The organism is Chryseobacterium mucoviscidosis (genome assembly GCF_002177115.1).
Classification (GTDB): Bacteria; Bacteroidota; Bacteroidia; order Flavobacteriales; family Weeksellaceae; genus Chryseobacterium; species Chryseobacterium mucoviscidosis.
The window spans coordinates 103,376-121,550 of the sequence record NZ_MVAG01000057.1 but is presented as its reverse complement, the minus strand read 5'-3'; the positions used below and the strand labels follow the sequence as shown (position 1 = coordinate 121,550).

The following is an 18,175-nucleotide window of genomic DNA, read 5'->3' as shown; positions in this document are numbered from 1 at the left end:
GATTTTTTATACTGTTTAAACTTTTTATTTAAAGCTGATCACTATAAATGAAAAAGGTTACCATAGTTTTTAAAAATCTTTGATTTTTATTATTTTGAGCTCTTCGATTATTATAGAAATTCGCTTTAACATTGTCTTTTTTGCCTTTTATGGTTAATTATGAAATAGTTTAAATAAGTTTACGCTTAAAAAAGGAGTCATTTTTTACAAAACTTTTTTACTCCAGACCAAATTCATCCGAAATCAAACTCTCCGAGTTTCCGCCTACCATTACTTTAAAGGCTCCTTCTTCTACGATAAAGTTTCCTGAATTATCATAGAAACCGAGTTCTTTTTCAGTTAAATTAAAGGTGATCTTTTTACTTTCACCAGATTTCAGTTCTATAATCTGGAAGCCTTTTAGTTCTTTTACAGGTCTTGCAACGGAAGCAGATTCGTCCTGAATATACAACTGAGCCACTTCCTTTCCTTCGTATTTCCCTGTATTTTTAAGGGTAAAAGTGACCTGAATGTTTTCTCCTTTTGAAAACAACTTTTTATTGATTTTTAAATCGGAATACTCAAATTTTGTGTAACTCAACCCAAATCCGAACGGATAAAGCGGTGTTTTTTCTACATCGGAATAATGACTCCAGAACACATTTTTATCTTTATCAAAAGGTCTTCCGGTATTAAGATGATTGTAATAAACAGGAATCTGACCTACGTTTCTCGGGAATGTCATCGGCAATTTTCCACTTGGATTGTAATCTCCATAAAGAACCTGCGAAACGGCGTTTCCTGCCTGTGTTCCCAAATGCCACGCTTCTACAATGGCAGGTATATTTTCTGAAGCCCAGTTGATGGTTAAAGGTCTTCCGTTGTTTAAAACAAGTACGATATTGGGATTTATTTTAAAGATTTCTTTTAAAAATTCTTCCTGAAGTCCGGGTAAATCTATGTTTGTTCGGCTTCTTGCCTCTCCGGACGAAAATCCGTGTTCTCCTAAAACCATCACAACAACATCGGCGTTTTTTGCAGCGTTTTTTGCTTCTTCCAGCCCTTTTCTGTCGGTGGTGTTGTAATCCACTTCGGTAAGGAAAGTAGGTTCGGAGGTTGATAATTTTGGTCCTTCCACAAAATTAAGCTGGTTGCCTTTGTAGGCTTTCATACCTTCCAGAACAGAAACTGCGGTATTGTTGTCTGCTGCAATTCTCCAGCTTCCGAGAGGGGAATTTTTACTTTCTGCCAAAGAACCCAGGAGGAGAATTTTTTGTCCTGATTTTTTAAGCGGAAGAAGATTTTTTTCGTTTTTAAGAAGAACAATGGATTTTTTTGCAATATCCAGAACGGCTTCATGGTTTGCCGTGCTTCCAACTGTTTCCTTTTCGCGCTTTTCATCGAGAAAACGATAAGGATCATCGAAGAGTCCCAGTTCAAATTTAACGCGAAGAATTCTTCTTACGGCATCATCTATATAGCTTTCTTTAACTTTGCCCTGTTTAACCAGATCAATGAGGTACGGAAGATAAATTCCGCTTTCCATATCCATATCGGTTCCTGCTTCTACGGCAGATTTTGCCGCTGCTTTTTCGTCTTTTGAGAATCCCCATGAAATCATTTCACGGATAGAAGCCCAGTCTGATACCACAAAACCGGAAAAGCCCCATTTATTTTTCAGCACATCTCTCAGAAGATATCTGTCGGCTGTTGCAGGAGTTCCGTTAATGGTATTGAATGAATTCATCACACTTCTTATTCCCGCGTCCACAGCGGATTTGAAAGGCGGCAACACCTGATTGAATAAAGTATTGTTTCCGATTTCAACGGCATTATATTCCAGTCCGGCTTCTACAAAACCGTACGCAGCAAAATGTTTTGCCGTTGCAGCAATTCTCAACGGAGATCTGAATGTATTATCTCCCTGAAAACCTTTTACGCGTGCTGCGGCAATCTTTCCTCCCAAAAAAGGATCTTCTCCGGCTCCTTCCATCACTCTTCCCCATCTTGCATCTCTGGAAATATCCATCATGGGACCGAATGTCCAGTTGATTCCGGATGCGGCAGCTTCTGAGGCGGCAACTTCCGCAGATTTTTCGATGGCTTTGAGATCCCAGCTTGCCGCTTCTGCCAAAGGAATCGGCGAAATCGTTTTGTATCCGTGAATAACATCAAAACCAATAATTAACGGAATGCCGAGTCTTGTCTGTTCCACAGCGATCTTCTGAACCGCTTTTACTTCTTTTACTCCGCGAACGGTAAGCATAGAGCCTACCAGTCCTTTTTTTATATTTTCATATTTTTCTTCAGCACTTCCTCCGACGGGAGCAGGTCCCGTAACATCCCAGAAACCGTTGTACTGATTCATCTGCCCTACTTTTTCTTCCAGTGTCATTTTAGACATCAGAACATCGATCTTCTTTTCTGTTTCGGGGTTGAGTTTTTGCTGTGCGCTGACTGTGTTCACTGTAATGATGCTTATTATGGAGATGATTACTATTTTGTTTATTTTCATTTTATTTTTGATTATTCTTTGTTGATTATGATCTTTAATTTTAACGTAAGGTTATGAGATAAAAACTCAAATATTTTTTAACGGTAAAAAATTAATGATCACAATTTATGAATGTCCGTTTTTAAAATTCAATCAATATAAAAGAAATATCTGGTGTTTTTAAAATTTTTCAGTTAAAGTTCTGACTCTATGAATTTTTCTGTTTTATTTTTCGGTTGAAAAACTGGAAGCGGGCAATTCAGACTTATTAAATAAATCAGGAACCGCGGTGTTGCTCCAGTCATATCTTACACGAACAGGGCTTTTCACTTCTTTGGATTCTAAGATGATCTGATTTCCCTTTATAACTGCGGTTGCCGGAACAAATTGACCCTCCGTTCCTGCGATTTCAAAAAGTTTTGATTCTTTATCTTTAAAATGCAATCCGTCTGCAAAATCAAAAGCCAGAATGGCTTTATTTCCTTTATATTCTACGTTTTTAAGCTTAGGACTTTCTACAAGACCGTTATTTTTACCGTATACATTTTTCAGAATAAGGTTTGCCATTCTTATCCCGACCGGCTTTTTATTTTTCGGATGAATGTCGTCTGTTCTGTCGAGATCTGAGGTAATGACAAGACCTGAATTTTTAACGGTTTCTGAAACTATTCTCTGGGAATTCTGAATTTTAACGGTAGTATCGCCCCAACCTGTATATTTGGCAATCTGAATGATGTAAAAAGGAAATTCTTCTCCTCTTGCCTGTCTCCAGGATTGTATCATGGAAGAAAGCAGGTCTGTATATCCTTCGGCATTTCCTGTATTGGTTTCACCCTGATACCAGAGTGCGCCTTTTATTTTATACGGATTCAGAGGGAAAATCATTGCATTGTACGCTCCGCTCATCTGCGTAGGATAATATTCTGAACTTCCCAGCTTTTTGTAATTGTCTGCTAACCGTGGATTTTGGCGGAATACCTGTTCCGGAGCCCATAATTCTGCTGCACTTCCTCCCCATGCGGAAGAAATCATTCCTACCGGAACACCGTTGAGGTTTTCCTGTATTTTTTGGGCAAAGAAATAGCCTATCGCACTGAAGTTTTTCATGGTCTCGGGATTGCAGGAAACCCAGCTTCCAAAGAAATTATTCTGTGGATAGGGTGATGAGAGTTTCGGAACGGTAAAAAATCTTATGTCCGGAAAATTGGCTTTGGCAGTTTCTGCATCGGCATCTTTCATTCCCCAAGCCGGTGTATATTCCATATTAGACTGTCCGGAAATCAGCCATACTTCACCCAGCATTACATTTTTAAGCTTTACTTCGTTGTAGCCTTTCAGGGTAATGGTGTAAGGTCCACCTTCTTTTCCTGTGGGTATGGTGAATTTGAAAACAGCATCATTGCCTGTCACGGTTTTGTATTCTTTATCGAGAAAATCTGCTTTCAGGGTGATTTCTTCTTTTGGATTGGCATTTCCCCAAATAACGATTTCTGCATTACGCTGCAACACCATATTGTCTGTAAAAATTGCCGGAAGATTGATGTTGGCGAACAATAGATTCGTGAGTAATAAAGAGAAAAGACTTATGATAGATTTCATGTGAGATAGATTAAAGCTTAATTAAGGTAAGTATTTCTGTAAAAAAGGAATTAACTGGTTTGCCATTATCTGGTCGTCTTCTTTACCTGGATGATATCCGCATCCTTTCGGAGTCATTGGCTTAAATTCAAATATTTCGATTGGCTGATGTTTTTTATCATTCCTGAAAGAATTTTTCACGGCATTTAAACATTCTACGAGAAGTTTATTATTCTCGCCTGAAACCATCGGACTGTTTAATAAAACAACTCTGGTGTCCGGATATTTTTTGTAGATATTCTGAACGAATTCCACATAATTTCCGATGAATTTTTCTTTATTGAACGGCAGACGTTCTTTTTTACCATCGCCATTCGACAAGTCATTTGTTCCCAGACATATACTTACCAGATCAGGCTGATAATCGTTTCCGAAAAGTTCCGGCTCGGAAGTTCTCAGATAAAGATAAGGATAAACATCGGGCAGAATATTTTCTTCCGATTTCTCTGTGTTCCAGTTTCTGTACATCCCGTATCCTGAAACAGAACTTAAAAGATAATCTGCTCCCAAAGTTCTGGCTGCTACAGGACCATAAGCAAAATACGCATTATGCTGATCAAACCACTGTCCTTTTCCGCATGGGAGCCCACTTTCATCATTTCCGAATCCGCAGGTAATAGAATCTCCTATGAATTCAATTTTTTTTCCAGGTTTCGGCTGAAAAGAGACAGCATCGATTCCGCTGCCGTCAAAATAGACTTCTCCCATTGCCGCTTCCGTTGCCTTAACGATTTTGATGGTGTGTACTTTCAGATTTTTGTCTGAAACATCGTAAGTAAATTTTTTAATCTCGTTATTGTCTATTTTAAATCTACCGATATATTTACCGTCCAGTTCAATGGAAACATAGTTGTAATAGCCTTGGAAAGGAATATTTTTTAATCCGAAACTTACGGAATTTCCGGTAAACTGAAATTCGGTATAAGATCCGGGACCAATAAGTTTACCTTCGTTAAAAGAAGACTGAAGCACTCTTCCGTGCCAGTAAAATTTCTGAAGAAAGTTTCCTCTGTCGTCAAACTGTTTAAGATATTCTCTTGTTCTTATTCCGGATTCGTTAAGATCGGATAATTTCCAGTTTCCGTCGGAGGAAGCGGTTGGAAGAAGCATTGAGCAGGTTTCTTTTTTGTCGGAAACCGACCATGTAATCCAGCTCAGCTTATTTTTATTCATCCAGCTAAAATAGCTCTGCCATTCAGGATAATTAAATTTTCCGTCTCCGCTAGCTTCCATTCCGGCAGATTCTGAAATGAAAACCGGAATGCCCGATTTTATGGCTTCATCGGTTCTGTCGCGCAGCCATTTTCCATGAGTTCCTGCATAAAAATGCACGGTGTACATGATATTTTTTTTGTCTTTTAAGGGATTTTTCTGAACCAGATCTATTCTTTGATCCCATTCCGGACAGCCTACGAGAATAATATTGTCGGCATCATTTTTTCTGATGGTCTTTACAATTTCTTCCGCATAACTTTTAACTTCTTCCCAGGATTGTTTTTCAGGCTCGTTGAAAACCTCATAGATCACGTTCGGGTATTTGCCGTATTTTTTGGATATTGTATTAAAGAATTCTTTCGCTTCTTTCGTATGAATTTTATGAGCGTGCCAATCGATAATTACATAGATGCCTTCTTTAATGGCAGCATCAATTACCGTTTCTATGCTTTTGAGGTTTGCCTGAGGATTTTGCAGATACGCACCTTCAGGATCAATTCCCATGGAAGCACGGACAACATTTACGTTCCAGTCATCTTTCAGCCATTTTACGGTTTTCGGGGTATAAAATCGGGGATGAAAATTGCTCCAGCCGAAACTGGTGCCCACTAACCTCACAGGTTTGCCTTTTGCATCGGAAAGCTGGGTTCCCACAAGCTGAAGATTTCCGATTTCCTTTATAGGATTTCCTGCAAATGTAAATATGGAAATTAAAATGAATAGAAGTGTAATGCGTGAAGATTTCATTTTACCTTTTTTATTGTTATTTCTGTTCAAATAATTTCAAATTTATCCAACATAAGACACTGGTAAATTGTTTGTTAAAATCATTTAAACTGCAAATAGTCCTGTTTAATTGTTATCTTACTAATGGATTATGCATTATTATTTGTACAGGTTCATTTTTCCTGCTTCTTTTTCAAATAGTGTTTTTTTATCTTTATAGAATTTAAAAAAATCTTTTTCCGAAGGATGTCCTTTGAAAGGCAGATAATATTCCACTTCATTATTTCCCGGTTTGAAACCTGCATTTCTCCAGAACAGGACGTATGAAAATGTGTGTTTATCAAAAACAGGTTTCAGCACTTTCGTAAACCACTCAGAATCCGGAATCTGGTTATATCCTATTTCGCCGATAGCTGAAATTTTATTATGTTTTTCTGCTGCCTGATTCATTGCTGAAATAAGAACATCCAGTTTTTCTGCAAATTTTTTCCCTTCATCCACAGAACCTCTCTGATAAGCGTCAAAAGACATCATATCTACATAGCTGTCTCCCGGATAACGTTTCAGGAATTCTTCGGGGGTGGTATATTCTACGCTGGTGTTGTAAACAGAGATAAGATTATGCAGTTTTTTTTCATTTTTCAAATAATCTAAAGAAAATCTGTACAATTCTTTATATTCTTCATCTGAAGCCGATTTCACACCCCACCAGAACCATGTTCCGGTGTGTTCATGAAAGGGTCTCCACAGAATAGGAATCGGTGTTCCTTTATCGTCTTTTAAATCCGCTAAAAAATCGGCAACTTTATCAAGATAAGATAGAAAAACGGAATGTTTATCTCCGCCTTTCAGAATACTTTTTATGGAGGTATTGGAAAAATCCCATGCATTTCCGCCTGTAATGGGATTGTTGGAGTGCCAACTTATGGTAATAATTCCGCCACGGCGATAGCCTTCTTTTATGAATTCTTTCATTTTACCGAATGGTACACCATCAAGATTCTCTGCTTTTCCCAGCTCCAGATCTCCAAGTTCCCAGCCGTACACAGCGGGATGATCTTTTACCACTTCTTTAACATCACTTCTTCCCTGTTGGTATTTCCAGTAAACACCATACGCCAAATCGTCCTGATGTCCTATGAAATAGCCTTTTTTCTGTGCTTTTGCCAGATTTTGATAGAGATTCTGTGTTTCCTGTGTGGCTTTCTCGTCAGATAGTCTGAACTGGGCATTTGCAAAAGATAAAGCCGAAAGAAAAGCTAACGAGAAAAATTTTGTAGGAAAAATTTTCATAGTAAAGAAATGTAAATAAAGATTAATGATAAAAATTAATTTTTGATCATCCTGTGTTTGAAGCTGTTTTGAAATGTATAGGTAATCACAAAAGAAATATTAAGATCCTGAAACAAAAAATCTATCAGGATTAAACAGCGAAATCATCTTTTAGGCTGCTGTAATTAATTTAAGAACAGCAAAATGGTTCTTTTCTTTTGTGATTACATTTTATTGACCTTTATAAGTATTGAAGCGTGTGTTCGATAATTATTTGTGGTCGTTTTGGTCTTATGCTCTGTTGTAATCGTCTTCGATTCTTACAATATCGTCTTCCCCAAAGTAGGTTCCGTACTGAACTTCAACAAAAACAACGGGCTCGGAAGTTTTATTTTCTATTCTGTGGTGTGCTCCAAGAGGAATCTGTGCAACCTGCCCTACTGTGTAATCTCTGATGTCTTCATCAATGGTAATGGTTCCGACTCCTGAAACTATAGTCCAGACTTCAGCTCTTTTATGATGATACTGCAAAGATAATCTTCCACCGGGATTCACCTGTATTCTTTTTACTTTATGAGTTTCTGAGTCATCCAGTACCCAATATTCTCCCCAAGGTCTTACGTCATGTTCCATACTAATGTTTATTTAATTTTAAATTTTTATTTGTTGAATTTTACCTGAATATCATCTACATACATAGTTCCTGTAGCTTCCGAAAGAGCCAGCATAATTCTGTATTTTCTAGAACCTGCGGGAACAGCAAGGGTTTTTGAAAACTTTTGCCAGTCTTTGGCGTCCGAAACAAAAAATACCGGCTGATCGTCTCCTGTTTTTGCAGTTCCGTCTTTGGTGAATTCTACGATCATTATTCCTTTATTCCAGTCGTTTTTTCCGGGTTTCAGGTCTTTTGTTTTTGCAAATGCAGAAATATCCAGTGTTTTGCTTCCATCGGGGATATCTGCAATCTGATCTATTCCGAACCAGACAGGATTTGAAGAAGACAGCTTTAAGCTTTTCTGTCCTTTTACTTTTTCTTCGGAGGTGGTTTCAGCGGTTCCCCTCCAGTTTTCGAGTCCGTTTTCAAAGTCCGTATTACTGAGGGTTACAATTTCCAGCGGAGTAGAATCGGTAATTACTTTCACTTCATATTTTTTGGTTTCCTGCTCCTGAATTTTATTAAGATCTTCCTGTGTAAGCGGTGTAATTTTAATATCATCAAAATAGAAACTTCCTGTACATTCGGATAAAGCAATCATAAGTCTTCCGGAACGGTCTTTATTTAGCGGAATTACTTTTTTATATTCCTTCCATGGAGTTGTTCCTTCCAAAGCGGCAATATTTTCTCCTTTACCGTTAATTTCGGCAATTACCACTGCTTTGTTCCAGTCACTTTTTCCTTTTTCCACGCCATCTGCTTTCAGCCATGCAGAAACTTCGATCGCTGCTGTATTTTTAGGAATACTGAAGGTCTGATCGATTCCTTTCCACTGCGGAGCGGTATATTCTGTAATTCCGCCTCCTTTACTTCCTGTATGTTTGGTGTACGGATTAATTGTAATCGCACTTTCATTGTTCCAGCTTTGGGCATCCATTTCAAAACCTCCGTTGCTGATGAGGTTTTTCTGACCGCTAAGTGCTAATGAAGCTAAAATAAAAATGCTTAAAATATTTTTTTTCATTCAGATTCTTTTTTCTGTTAATTATATAAAATTCCGGCTATGGTTGTCTGAAGAGCCATCTGCGGTTTAAGGGTAAAGTTTTTAAAATCTGTGGCATAAGGTGTTGCCGGAGTGGGAACGTAATATGTATTTCCCGCATTACTCCAGAAGCAAACATATGAAATTTTCACGTTATTGGATGTAATGGCAGGATGCACCAGTGTCGTAAAGTGGGTAGACGTTCTGGCTGTATTGTTCTGGCTGGAGTATCCGGTTTCGGTTAATGCCGCAATTTTATTTTTCTGGATGGCAAGATCAGATATTACTTTTAGTTTGCTGTTGGCGGTATTTGCTCCTGCTGTTGTCTGTGCTGTAAAGTCATAATAATTATCCATTCCTAAAACATCTACATACTGGTCTCCCGGATATCTCGAAAGGTAGGCTGAAGAAGTTGTGTAGGAAGCATCCGGTGCAAAAGCATACAGTACATTATGAACATTCATGGTGTTTCTGAGATAGTTTACAGTAAACTGCCAAAGCTGTTTATATTCTTCTGCCGTGCAGTAAGCTGCTCCCCACCAGAACCAGTCTCCGTCGAATTCATGAAAAGGCCTGAAGATCACAGGAATTTCTTCGCCGCCGCTTCCTTTAAGATTTTTAAATACAGAAGCCACTTTCTGGAGTTTGGTAAGATACCAGTTGTGGTTGGCTCCACCGGGAAGAATACTTTTAAAAGCGTTCTGCTTTTGAGAAGCCGTCATTTCCGAGGTATAGAAAGTAGTTTCGTTATAAGGTTCTCTCAAATGCCAGCAAAATGTTACCGCCATCCCTTTCTGGTAGGCTTCTTTTGCTGCTGCCACAATTTTCTGCTCCTGCTGATAATACCAATTGGAAGCATTTGCCTGATAATTTTTGTCGGTAATGAACATGAGATCCAAACCGATAAGTGCAGGATCGGATCCTGTAGCTTTTTTTACGTCAGACATGGAAGTATTATCCTGATAATAGGTGTAAAACGCATCCTGATGACCTACGAGAATTTTGGTTCCGGCATTATTTTTTAAATTATAAAATACCAACTGGGTCTTTTGGGTAGCACTTGCATCTGAGGTATTATTCACGAGTTTATTTATGGATTCTGAAGGCTGAGAGGTGCTATTCTCAACGGGATCGTTTTCTGAAGACTGACAGGAAAGAATTCCTACGAAGAAAGATATCAGAAAAAATTTACTTTGAATTTTCATTTTAAAATGTTTTTGAAAGTTAATATTATTGTGATTTGAATGTTTCTTTTTATTACTTCCTGAGTTTTTTCCTTCCCGTCATTACCTGTTAAAAAGAGAATAATTTATCTGCGATGCTTTTTGAATTATTTAAATATGCAGAAAATTAATTAAGACAAAATCAGCTTAATTTTCTACGCTAAAAAGACGTTTTTAAATTGAATCTTCATTTAACTTCGGAGTTAAAAGTTTATCAATATTTTAAAAACAAATCCATTTATTTTAGGTAATAAAATTATATCAAACAGCTTCGGATATTTTAAATTACTCTCTTTATTTCAGGCATTCTTCTTCTATGGTTTATATCTTACTCTTTAATGATTTTCTGAGAATCTGTTCCGTTTAAGGTAATAATATAGGTTCCTTTGGCAAATTCTGAAAAATCAACTCCTTTATCCAGATCTTTCGTACTTCTGAAAATTTCTTTTCCTGTAAGATCATTAATTTTCACAGATTTTATTTTTTCAGGATTACTGAAATACAGGGTATTCTTTACAGGATTAGGATAGATTTTAATTGGGTTTTTAGCCGCTTCAGAATCAGAAACAGATAATGTTGTATTGGCACTTGTTACAACTACATTCGTGTTGGTTCCGTTCATATAGCTCCATGATGTAGTAGCCATTGTGGCTTCCCAACCGTAATATTCTCCGTTTGAAAGATTAGCGGTAGATGTTGTTCCCGCAGGTATCGCAAGATTTGCAACTCCTGAAACAGGCGTTGTTGTTGTAGCCGATGCAGGATTAATAATTACTGATACAACATCACTGATCCAATTTCCGGAAGAGCTGTACTTTGAAAGTCCTACCTTCACGATACGGTCTGTAGTTGCAGTATATTTGTAAGGTATGCTTTGTGTGGAACCAGCCGATACAGAAGCCGGAAGTGCTCCGTTGAAGCTTACATTATCTATAACGGTATTGGATGATATAATATTGGTTTGCGGCTGACTTCCTGCGATCCATCCTCCGGAAGAATCCTGAAGGGTAAGTGCCCAAAGATAATTGATTCCTGAAGGTAAATCTGTGCTTATTGTCTGATTTGCAGGAACTGTAACTGTAATCGTCTTTGAAACAGGAGAAGAAGTAGCAGGAAGATTATCTAAAATAGTTCCTGTCTGCCAAGTATTCCAATCCGGAGTTACTCCGTCTGACTGGGATTTTATCAGGGATACTATAATTTTACACGGTGTGGCAGACGTGTAGTTTAAGGTAAAGGAAGGAGAACTTCCTACAGTAACGTTTACCGGTAAAGCCGATGTAAGATAGAGGGATTGCGCATTGGCAAAAACTCCAAAAGCGATCATCCCTAAAATTTTAAATTTCTGAGAAATAATTTTTGTATTCATTTTATTGTTTTAAAAATATATTACTTTACTCTTTTAATGATTTCTAAACAGGCTCTTCCGTTATGATAGGGACATTTCCAGAATCCTGCTTTATCTTTTTCTATGGGAAGATACTTTTCGTTGATTCCCCAAATCCATTCTCCGTTTTTTTTATCAATGATGTATCTTTCTGTGAATTCCACATTTTTTCTAAAAGCATCAAGGTATTTTTTGTTCTGGGTTAGCTGATAAGCATTCAGAAAACCAATCCACAATTCTGCCTGTGGCCACCAGTGTTTTTCTGAAATAAGATAATCGGATTCCGGTTCATATTCATACCATAATCCTCCGTCTTCATCCAGTCCCTCGAATGTTGCATCTGCCATTTTCACTGCATGATTTTTGTACAGGACAATCAGGTTTTCGTCTTCTATAGCTTCTGCACACCATTGCAGCAACCATGCTGCTTCGATATCGTGTCCATAGGAAATCACATCTTTTTTTTCGTTCCAATTTTCATCAAAAAACAGCCTGAGATGCCATGATTCTTTATTGATGAAATATTGGTCTATCGTTTCCAGCAACTGAATAATATTCTGCTTCAAATCTTCATCTTTCCATACCAGATAAAGGTTGGCAAATGCTTCTACGATATGAAGATGCGTATTCATGGTCTTTTTTTCGTTAGCATCTTTTTCGCTGAGACGCATATCTTCAATCTCTTTCCAGTCTTGGGTGTAGGCTTCGAAGTAGCCTTTATTCACTTTATCAAAAGAATGATTCTGAATACTGTGGTAAAGGGTTATTGCCAGATCCAGCGCCTCTTTATCATTTGAAACTTTATAAAATTCACTAAGACCATAGATAACAAATGAAATGGCATAGATCTGATTTTTGGAATCTTTTACTGTTCCATCTGCATTAATGCTCCAATAGATTCCTTTTTGCTCCGGATTGTAAAATTTGGTTTTAATCTCTTCAAAAGCTCTTTTTGCCATATTGAGATCTTCGGGATTCTGAGTAACAGAAAATGCTGCAGAAAAAGTCCAGAGAATTCTTCCGTACATTACGGAACCTTTTTCCGCAGCAGCATTTTTTTGTTCATTAAAATCAATCTCACCTATAAAACCTCCGTTTTTTTCGTCAATTGTATTCTTTCTCCAATAATTCAGAATATTATGGAGCTCACTTTGCATTGTATTCAATAAAAACTCTGTCTGCATTTTGAGATTAAATCTTATTATCTTTATTGTTGAGATTTTTTTACAGTACTGATGATCTGTTATTTGGAAACCAGATTATTATCTACGATCTCAATAATTGTTTTTACCGATTCTGATGAGATAAGTCTGTCTTCTGCCGTGTTCATGCAGTAATCTGTCAACTGTTCCACTGAAGAAACCGCTACGTGCATTCTGGTGTCTGAAGATGCATAATAGATGAAAACTTTACCATCTTCATCGGCAATCCATCCGTTGGAAAACAACACGTTGGAAACATCTCCTACTCTCTCCTCATTTTCAGGAGCCATAAAATATCCGGCAGGTTTATAGATTACTTTTCCAAGATCGTTTAGATCCGTCATAAACAGATATAAAACATAACGCAATCCGGCAGCCGTGTTGCGTACTCCGTGAGCAAGATGCAGCCAGCCTTTTTCTGTTTTAATAGGAGCCGGCCCCAAACCGTTTTTCAGCTCGTAAACTGTATGATAGGTTTTTCCGTAGATGATTTCTTCATTTTCCACCACAGGATTCGTCATATCTGCAACATAGCCAAGCCCGATTCCTCCTCCTGCTCCAACATCGATAAATCCGTCTTGGGGACGTGTGTAAAGAGCATATTTTCCGTTTACAAATTCAGGGTGCAATACTACATTTCTCTGCTGTCCTGTATTGGAAATTAAATCCGGAAGCCTTTCCCAGTCTACTAAATTTTTTGTTCTTACAATACCAGCATTTGCAATTGCCATAGAAGTATCTCCTTTCGGTGCGTTGGGATCTTTTCTTTCTGTACAGAAAATTCCGTAGATATATCCGTCTTCATGCTGAATTAAACGCATATCATAAACATTGGTATCGGGATTTCCTTCAATCTGAGGAATCACAACGGGTTTTTCCCAGAAACGGAAATTATCAATACCATTCGGAGATTCTGCAATTGCAAAGAAAGATTTTCTGTCGTAGCCTTCTACTCTTACAGAAAGAATATATTTATCGTTCCACTTCATTGCACCGGCGTTAAAAGCGGCATTGATCCCGAAACGTTCCATAAAAAATGGATTTCTTTCGGCATCCATATCAAAACGCCATTCTAACGGAGTATGAGCCGCTGTAACGACAGGATTTTTATATCTTGTAAAAATTCCGTTTCCGGCATGATCTTCCGGAGAATTTTTTTGAGTAACCAGCTTTTCAAATTCTTCTGACACTTCATTAAATCTTGTATTGAATAAATCACTCATCTTGCTATATTATTTTATATTTTGTTTGTAATAGAAATTATATTTCATCTGGTTTCAGATGTTCTTATATGATTTGTATGTATTTAGTTTTCTTTTCTTCTCTGCTCCAGTTCTTCTGTAATTGATGAAAGTTTTTCTTCCGTTAAAGGATACACAAAAATGAAAAGCATAGAAATGATGGCTCCTGCCGCCGGAAGAATGCTCAGCATCAATCTGATTCCGGTCTGTGCATTTTCTGTCTGTACAACGTTTGCCTGAAACCCAAAGTAAGCCAAAAGCCATCCTGTTGCTGCTCCACCGAATGCCCACCCTAATTTCTGGGACATTGATGATGCCGAGAATACAAGTCCTGTTGCTCTTCTTCCCTGTTTCCATTCCGAGTAGTCTGCGGTATCGGCATACATCGACCATAAAAGAGGGAAAATGCATCCTGCGCAAATGCTTATGAAAAATTGCAGCAGTAAAATCATCGTGATGTTATCTTTCGTAAGGAAATAAAACAGGATACTGAGAACCGCTGCTGATAACATTGCGGCAAAGAATGTTTCTTTCTTTCCGAATTTATTGGCTAAAGGGGTCGCCAAAACCACTCCCACAATGTTGGCTGCCTGTCCTAAAACCAGATAAATGGTGAGATAGGACATCCCTGTTCCCATACCGAAAATGGAAAATGTTTCATGATCTGTTTTTTCCAGATAATATTTGAAATAGTAAATTGCTCCGCCGTCTCGAATGGTATTGAAAAGCAATGTGGCAACTCCGGCTCCCAAAAGAATCCACCATGGTTTATTTTTCCAAAGATCATTAAGATCTTCTTTTAAGGTAGACTGGTCTTTTTTTATAGGTTTAATACGTTCTTTGGTTCCTGCAAAACATCCCCAAAACAACAGCGTCGTCATTACTCCGAATACAACAATGGTATAAAACCAACCCTGCGAAGAAGTTAAGGTTCCGTCTCCAAAATATTTTACCAGAGGTTCTATCATCCAAAGCGCAATAAGACTTCCTGCAAAAGCAAAAACCATTCTGTAAGAAGCCAGTGTAGTTCTTTCTTTACCGTCTGAAGACATCACGCCAAGTAATGATGCATAAGGGACGTTGATGAGTGAATACACCATCATCATTAAGGAATATGTGATATACGCATAGATCAATTTTCCGTTGTGTGCAAAATCTGGGGTATAAAAGGTTAATACACCGATAATGGCAAAAGGAATGGCAACCCATAATAAAAAAGGACGGAATTTTCCCCATTTTGTATCGATCCTGTCTGAATAAATTCCCACAAAAGGATCGAAAAAGGAATCCCATACTTTGGTTACCAGAAACATGGTTCCTACCGCCGCTGCCGCAAGACCAAACACATCGGTATAGAAAAAAAGCAGATACATGCTGAAGATTTTCCAGAACATAGAAGATGCAGCATCTCCAAATCCGTAAGCCACTTTTTCTTTTATATTTATCTTTTCGTTATTCATTAATTTTCTTTTAATGATTAAATTTTACAATTGATTTTAAAATAATTTACGATGGGTATCGTTTATTATTTATACACATTTGTTTTCTGTATATCTTTCAGGAACAATGTGTTGCCGAGATTGTAAAAATCTCTGAAATCCTGTTCATTCGGATGTCCTTTGTAAGGTACATAATAGTGCATTTTTTTCTCTTCCGTCAATCCGTGATTTCTCCATGCCAGAACGTAAGAAATTTTGTAGTTTCCGATGGCTTCCGTTAAAGTTTTTGTCCAGAAACGGTTGTACGGAATCTGCTCATATCCTGTTTCAGCAAGAGCCGGAATTTTATGATGTTCTTTCGCAATTTCGTCCATAATCGCAAACTGCTTTTGAGAACGTTCTACAAAACCTGTATTGTGTACCGGATTATCAAGTTCATAGATATCAAAGCTAATCATATCCACATATTCATCGCCGGGATAAAATTCCAGAAATTCTTCTTTGGTATTAAAGTCTGAAGTATTGTAGATCCAGATAAGATTATTTCTTCCTTTTGTTTTGGTAAGATAATCGTAGGTCATTTTCCAAAGCTGTTTGAATTCTTCAGAGGTACAGTTATTTTTCCCCCACCAGAACCAGCTTCCTGTAAGTTCATGATAAGGTCTCCAAAGTATAGGAACCTGTTTTTTATCTTTCCCCTTTACAGAAGCCAGATAATCTGAGATAAGATCCAGCCAGTTGAGAAACATCTGATGTTTTTCGCCTCCGGGTAAAATGGCCTTTACGCCTCCTTTTGTATTATCCCAGGCTGTTTTTCCGGTTAAAGGATTATTGGCGTGCCAACTCACGGTATTTATTCCGCCCATGTTGTAGACATCCTCCATCATCTTTTTCATCTGGGCAAAACTGAAAATATCAATAGGGCCTTTTCCGCCGGATTCTATATTCATAACGTCCCATCCGAAAACTGCGGGATAATCTCCTGCTGTTTCTTTTACATCACTTCTTCCATCCTGCATTCTCCAGTTTACTCCATACCCCAAATCATCCTGATGTCCGAACATCACTCCTTTATCCATAAGCTGCCAAAGATTTTTGTACAGGTTTTGGGTTTCCGCTGTGGCATTTTTGTTTGACAGTGAAGAAGTATCCTGCGCCGCAAAAAGACCGGCACAGAATACGTTAGAAACTATAATAAAATTTTTTAAGGAATTCATTTATTTAATTGTAGAGGAAATTTATCCTGCTATTTTAATTATCTTTTAAGGATTAGTATTGTATTTTCTTATGATGTTCCATGTGGATTGATCTGAGATGAAAACTCCATTCAGTCCCTGTTCTTCCATCGGTGGATCTCCCATGTAATCGTCGCCTTTTTTCCAGAAGGTCTGCCCGGAAATTGGTTTTGCAATTCCGTTGAACGCCCAGAAAGAGCATCCGGCAAAACTTCCTTTCAGATTTCTGTTCTCATTCCACAATTTCAGAACACTTTCGTAGTATTTGTCTCTTAAGTTTGTACTGCTGCTGATATCGAAAGAATGCCCGTCTCTCGGAAATCCGAATTCTTCAAGAACCAACGGTTTGCGGAGTTCGTCTGCAATTTTGAGATGAGATTTTATATAGTCTGAGGTTTTATGGTTCACTTCTTCGAAATCTTTTTCCATGGTCTCATTTGCAAACCAGCCCCAGTTTTTCGGCCAAATATGAATGGTGAGAAAATCTATGTTTTTATCTGCATGGTTTTCTTTATACAGATCCATATCTTCCGTTCCCTGTACTCCTTCACTTCCGGTAGTTACCAGATGATTTTTATCCAGCGTTTTAATGAACGAAGCACTTTCTGTAATAAATTTTTTATACTCTCCGTTAGCTGCGGGTCTCATCGGGCGTGGTTCATTGGCAATTTCCCAAGCCATTAATGTTTTATCTTTTGTATATTTTTTTCCATTCACAGAGTTTCTTCTTGTAACAATTTTTTTGACCTGTTCAAAATACTGATTTTTACATTCTTCGCAGCTATAAAACTTTGCGGTAAAGTCTCTCTGATCATCCCAGTTCAATTTTTCTGCTGTTTTTTGCTGATCAATTTTATTGTTCCAAAGTAAATATTGCAGCCATCCACCGCTCCATTCCCAGTTATTGGAAAGAAAAAGGATTACTTTCATGTTTCTTTTTCCTGCTTCATCCATAAGAATGTCGAGTCCTTTTAATTTGTCTTCATCAAATTTTCCGGCTTCATATTGATATGCGGGTTCTACTCTATTTGCTCCGTTTAATTTTCCGGAACCTTCCACTGCGGCAAGAACACGAATATTTTCAATATTTTGAGATTTTAAAAAATCCAGTTCTTTCTTTAATCTGCCGATACCCTTTTCTTCATTTTTTTCCAGCCCAAGATAAGAAGCATACCAAAAGTTGGTTCCTACAAAATAATATTCCTTTTTTTTAAGGATGAAATGACCTTCTTTTACGGTGACGAATTTTTGGGCATTCAGTTTCCCCAACACACAAAAAAGTAAGATCAATGGTATTTTGTATTGTAATTTCATAGTAAAGAAAATGCATCAGTCTGTTAACATTTGCTTAATGCCAAATTTATTTATGTATCTTGGCGGGATGTAATATTATTTTGTCATTTTTACATATAAATTACGCAAATAAA

The 18,175-nt window shown here is 37.6% G+C and carries 13 protein-coding genes; all 13 read right to left on the bottom strand.

Features of this window, described 5'->3' with window-relative positions; all coding sequences use genetic code 11:
* Positions 1–217 precede the first annotated feature (217 nt).
* Positions 218–2,494 carry a beta-glucosidase BglX gene (gene bglX / locus B0E34_RS01675; RefSeq protein WP_087706201.1) on the bottom strand — a complete coding sequence of 759 codons (2,277 nt, stop codon included), beginning with the start codon at positions 2,492–2,494 and terminating at the stop codon, positions 218–220.
* A gap of 204 nt (positions 2,495–2,698) precedes the next feature.
* A complete protein-coding gene (locus B0E34_RS01670; RefSeq protein WP_087706200.1) occupies positions 2,699–4,072 on the bottom strand; it encodes a sialate O-acetylesterase in 1,374 nt (457 codons plus the stop codon).
* A 21-nt stretch (positions 4,073–4,093) separates the two neighbouring features.
* Positions 4,094–6,073, bottom strand: a complete 1,980-nt coding sequence (locus tag B0E34_RS21210) for a cellulase family glycosylhydrolase (protein ID WP_165762934.1) — start codon at positions 6,071–6,073, stop codon at positions 4,094–4,096.
* Between the two features lie 138 nt (positions 6,074–6,211).
* On the bottom strand, positions 6,212–7,345 hold the full coding sequence (locus B0E34_RS01660; RefSeq protein ID WP_087706198.1) for a glycoside hydrolase family 26 protein: 1,134 nt from the start codon (positions 7,343–7,345) through the stop codon (positions 6,212–6,214).
* Positions 7,346–7,615: 270 nt separating this feature from the next.
* A complete protein-coding gene (locus B0E34_RS01655; protein WP_087706196.1) occupies positions 7,616–7,957 on the bottom strand; it encodes a phosphomannose isomerase type II C-terminal cupin domain in 342 nt (113 codons plus the stop codon).
* Between the two features lie 26 nt (positions 7,958–7,983).
* Positions 7,984–9,003: a hypothetical protein gene (locus tag B0E34_RS01650; RefSeq protein ID WP_087706194.1), complete on the bottom strand. Its 1,020-nt coding sequence runs from the start codon at positions 9,001–9,003 to the stop codon at positions 7,984–7,986.
* 17 nt (positions 9,004–9,020) lie between these two features.
* Entirely contained in the window at positions 9,021–10,226 is a 1,206-nt protein-coding gene (locus B0E34_RS01645) for a glycoside hydrolase family 26 protein (protein WP_087706193.1), read from the bottom strand.
* 346 nt (positions 10,227–10,572) lie between these two features.
* Entirely contained in the window at positions 10,573–11,613 is a 1,041-nt protein-coding gene (locus tag B0E34_RS01640; protein WP_087706191.1) for a T9SS type A sorting domain-containing protein, read from the bottom strand.
* A gap of 20 nt (positions 11,614–11,633) precedes the next feature.
* Positions 11,634–12,815, bottom strand: a complete 1,182-nt coding sequence (locus B0E34_RS01635) for an AGE family epimerase/isomerase (protein ID WP_087706189.1) — start codon at positions 12,813–12,815, stop codon at positions 11,634–11,636.
* A 59-nt stretch (positions 12,816–12,874) separates the two neighbouring features.
* The gene (locus B0E34_RS01630; RefSeq protein ID WP_087706187.1) at positions 12,875–14,056 is read right to left on the bottom strand and encodes a glycoside hydrolase family 130 protein; all 1,182 of its coding nucleotides are present in this window, start codon (positions 14,054–14,056) and stop codon (positions 12,875–12,877) included.
* An 83-nt stretch (positions 14,057–14,139) separates the two neighbouring features.
* The gene (locus B0E34_RS01625) at positions 14,140–15,534 is read right to left on the bottom strand and encodes an MFS transporter (protein WP_087706185.1); all 1,395 of its coding nucleotides are present in this window, start codon (positions 15,532–15,534) and stop codon (positions 14,140–14,142) included.
* 65 nt (positions 15,535–15,599) lie between these two features.
* A complete protein-coding gene (locus B0E34_RS01620; protein WP_087706183.1) occupies positions 15,600–16,730 on the bottom strand; it encodes a glycoside hydrolase family 26 protein in 1,131 nt (376 codons plus the stop codon).
* Between the two features lie 45 nt (positions 16,731–16,775).
* On the bottom strand, positions 16,776–18,062 hold the full coding sequence (locus tag B0E34_RS01615) for a glycoside hydrolase 5 family protein (protein WP_087706181.1): 1,287 nt from the start codon (positions 18,060–18,062) through the stop codon (positions 16,776–16,778).
* Between the last annotated feature and the right edge of the window lie 113 nt (positions 18,063–18,175).

Excerpts from the sequence above, each read along its gene's own strand:
- B0E34_RS01660 (WP_087706198.1), bottom strand. The coding sequence starts at position 7,345 with ATGAAAATTTTTCCTACAAAATTTTTCTCGTTAGCTTTTCTTTCGGCT.
- B0E34_RS01625 (WP_087706185.1), bottom strand. The coding sequence starts at position 15,534 with ATGAATAACGAAAAGATAAATATAAAAGAAAAAGTGGCTTACGGATTT.
- B0E34_RS01645 (WP_087706193.1), bottom strand. The coding sequence starts at position 10,226 with ATGAAAATTCAAAGTAAATTTTTTCTGATATCTTTCTTCGTAGGAATT.
- bglX (WP_087706201.1), bottom strand. The coding sequence starts at position 2,494 with ATGAAAATAAACAAAATAGTAATCATCTCCATAATAAGCATCATTACA.
- B0E34_RS01615 (WP_087706181.1), bottom strand. The coding sequence starts at position 18,062 with ATGAAATTACAATACAAAATACCATTGATCTTACTTTTTTGTGTGTTG.
- B0E34_RS01640 (WP_087706191.1), bottom strand. The coding sequence starts at position 11,613 with ATGAATACAAAAATTATTTCTCAGAAATTTAAAATTTTAGGGATGATC.
- B0E34_RS01630 (WP_087706187.1), bottom strand. The coding sequence starts at position 14,056 with ATGAGTGATTTATTCAATACAAGATTTAATGAAGTGTCAGAAGAATTT.
- B0E34_RS01650 (WP_087706194.1), bottom strand. The coding sequence starts at position 9,003 with ATGAAAAAAAATATTTTAAGCATTTTTATTTTAGCTTCATTAGCACTT.
- B0E34_RS01655 (WP_087706196.1), bottom strand. The coding sequence starts at position 7,957 with ATGGAACATGACGTAAGACCTTGGGGAGAATATTGGGTACTGGATGAC.
- B0E34_RS21210 (WP_165762934.1), bottom strand. The coding sequence starts at position 6,073 with ATGAAATCTTCACGCATTACACTTCTATTCATTTTAATTTCCATATTT.
- B0E34_RS01670 (WP_087706200.1), bottom strand. The coding sequence starts at position 4,072 with ATGAAATCTATCATAAGTCTTTTCTCTTTATTACTCACGAATCTATTG.
- B0E34_RS01620 (WP_087706183.1), bottom strand. The coding sequence starts at position 16,730 with ATGAATTCCTTAAAAAATTTTATTATAGTTTCTAACGTATTCTGTGCC.
- B0E34_RS01635 (WP_087706189.1), bottom strand. The coding sequence starts at position 12,815 with ATGCAGACAGAGTTTTTATTGAATACAATGCAAAGTGAGCTCCATAAT.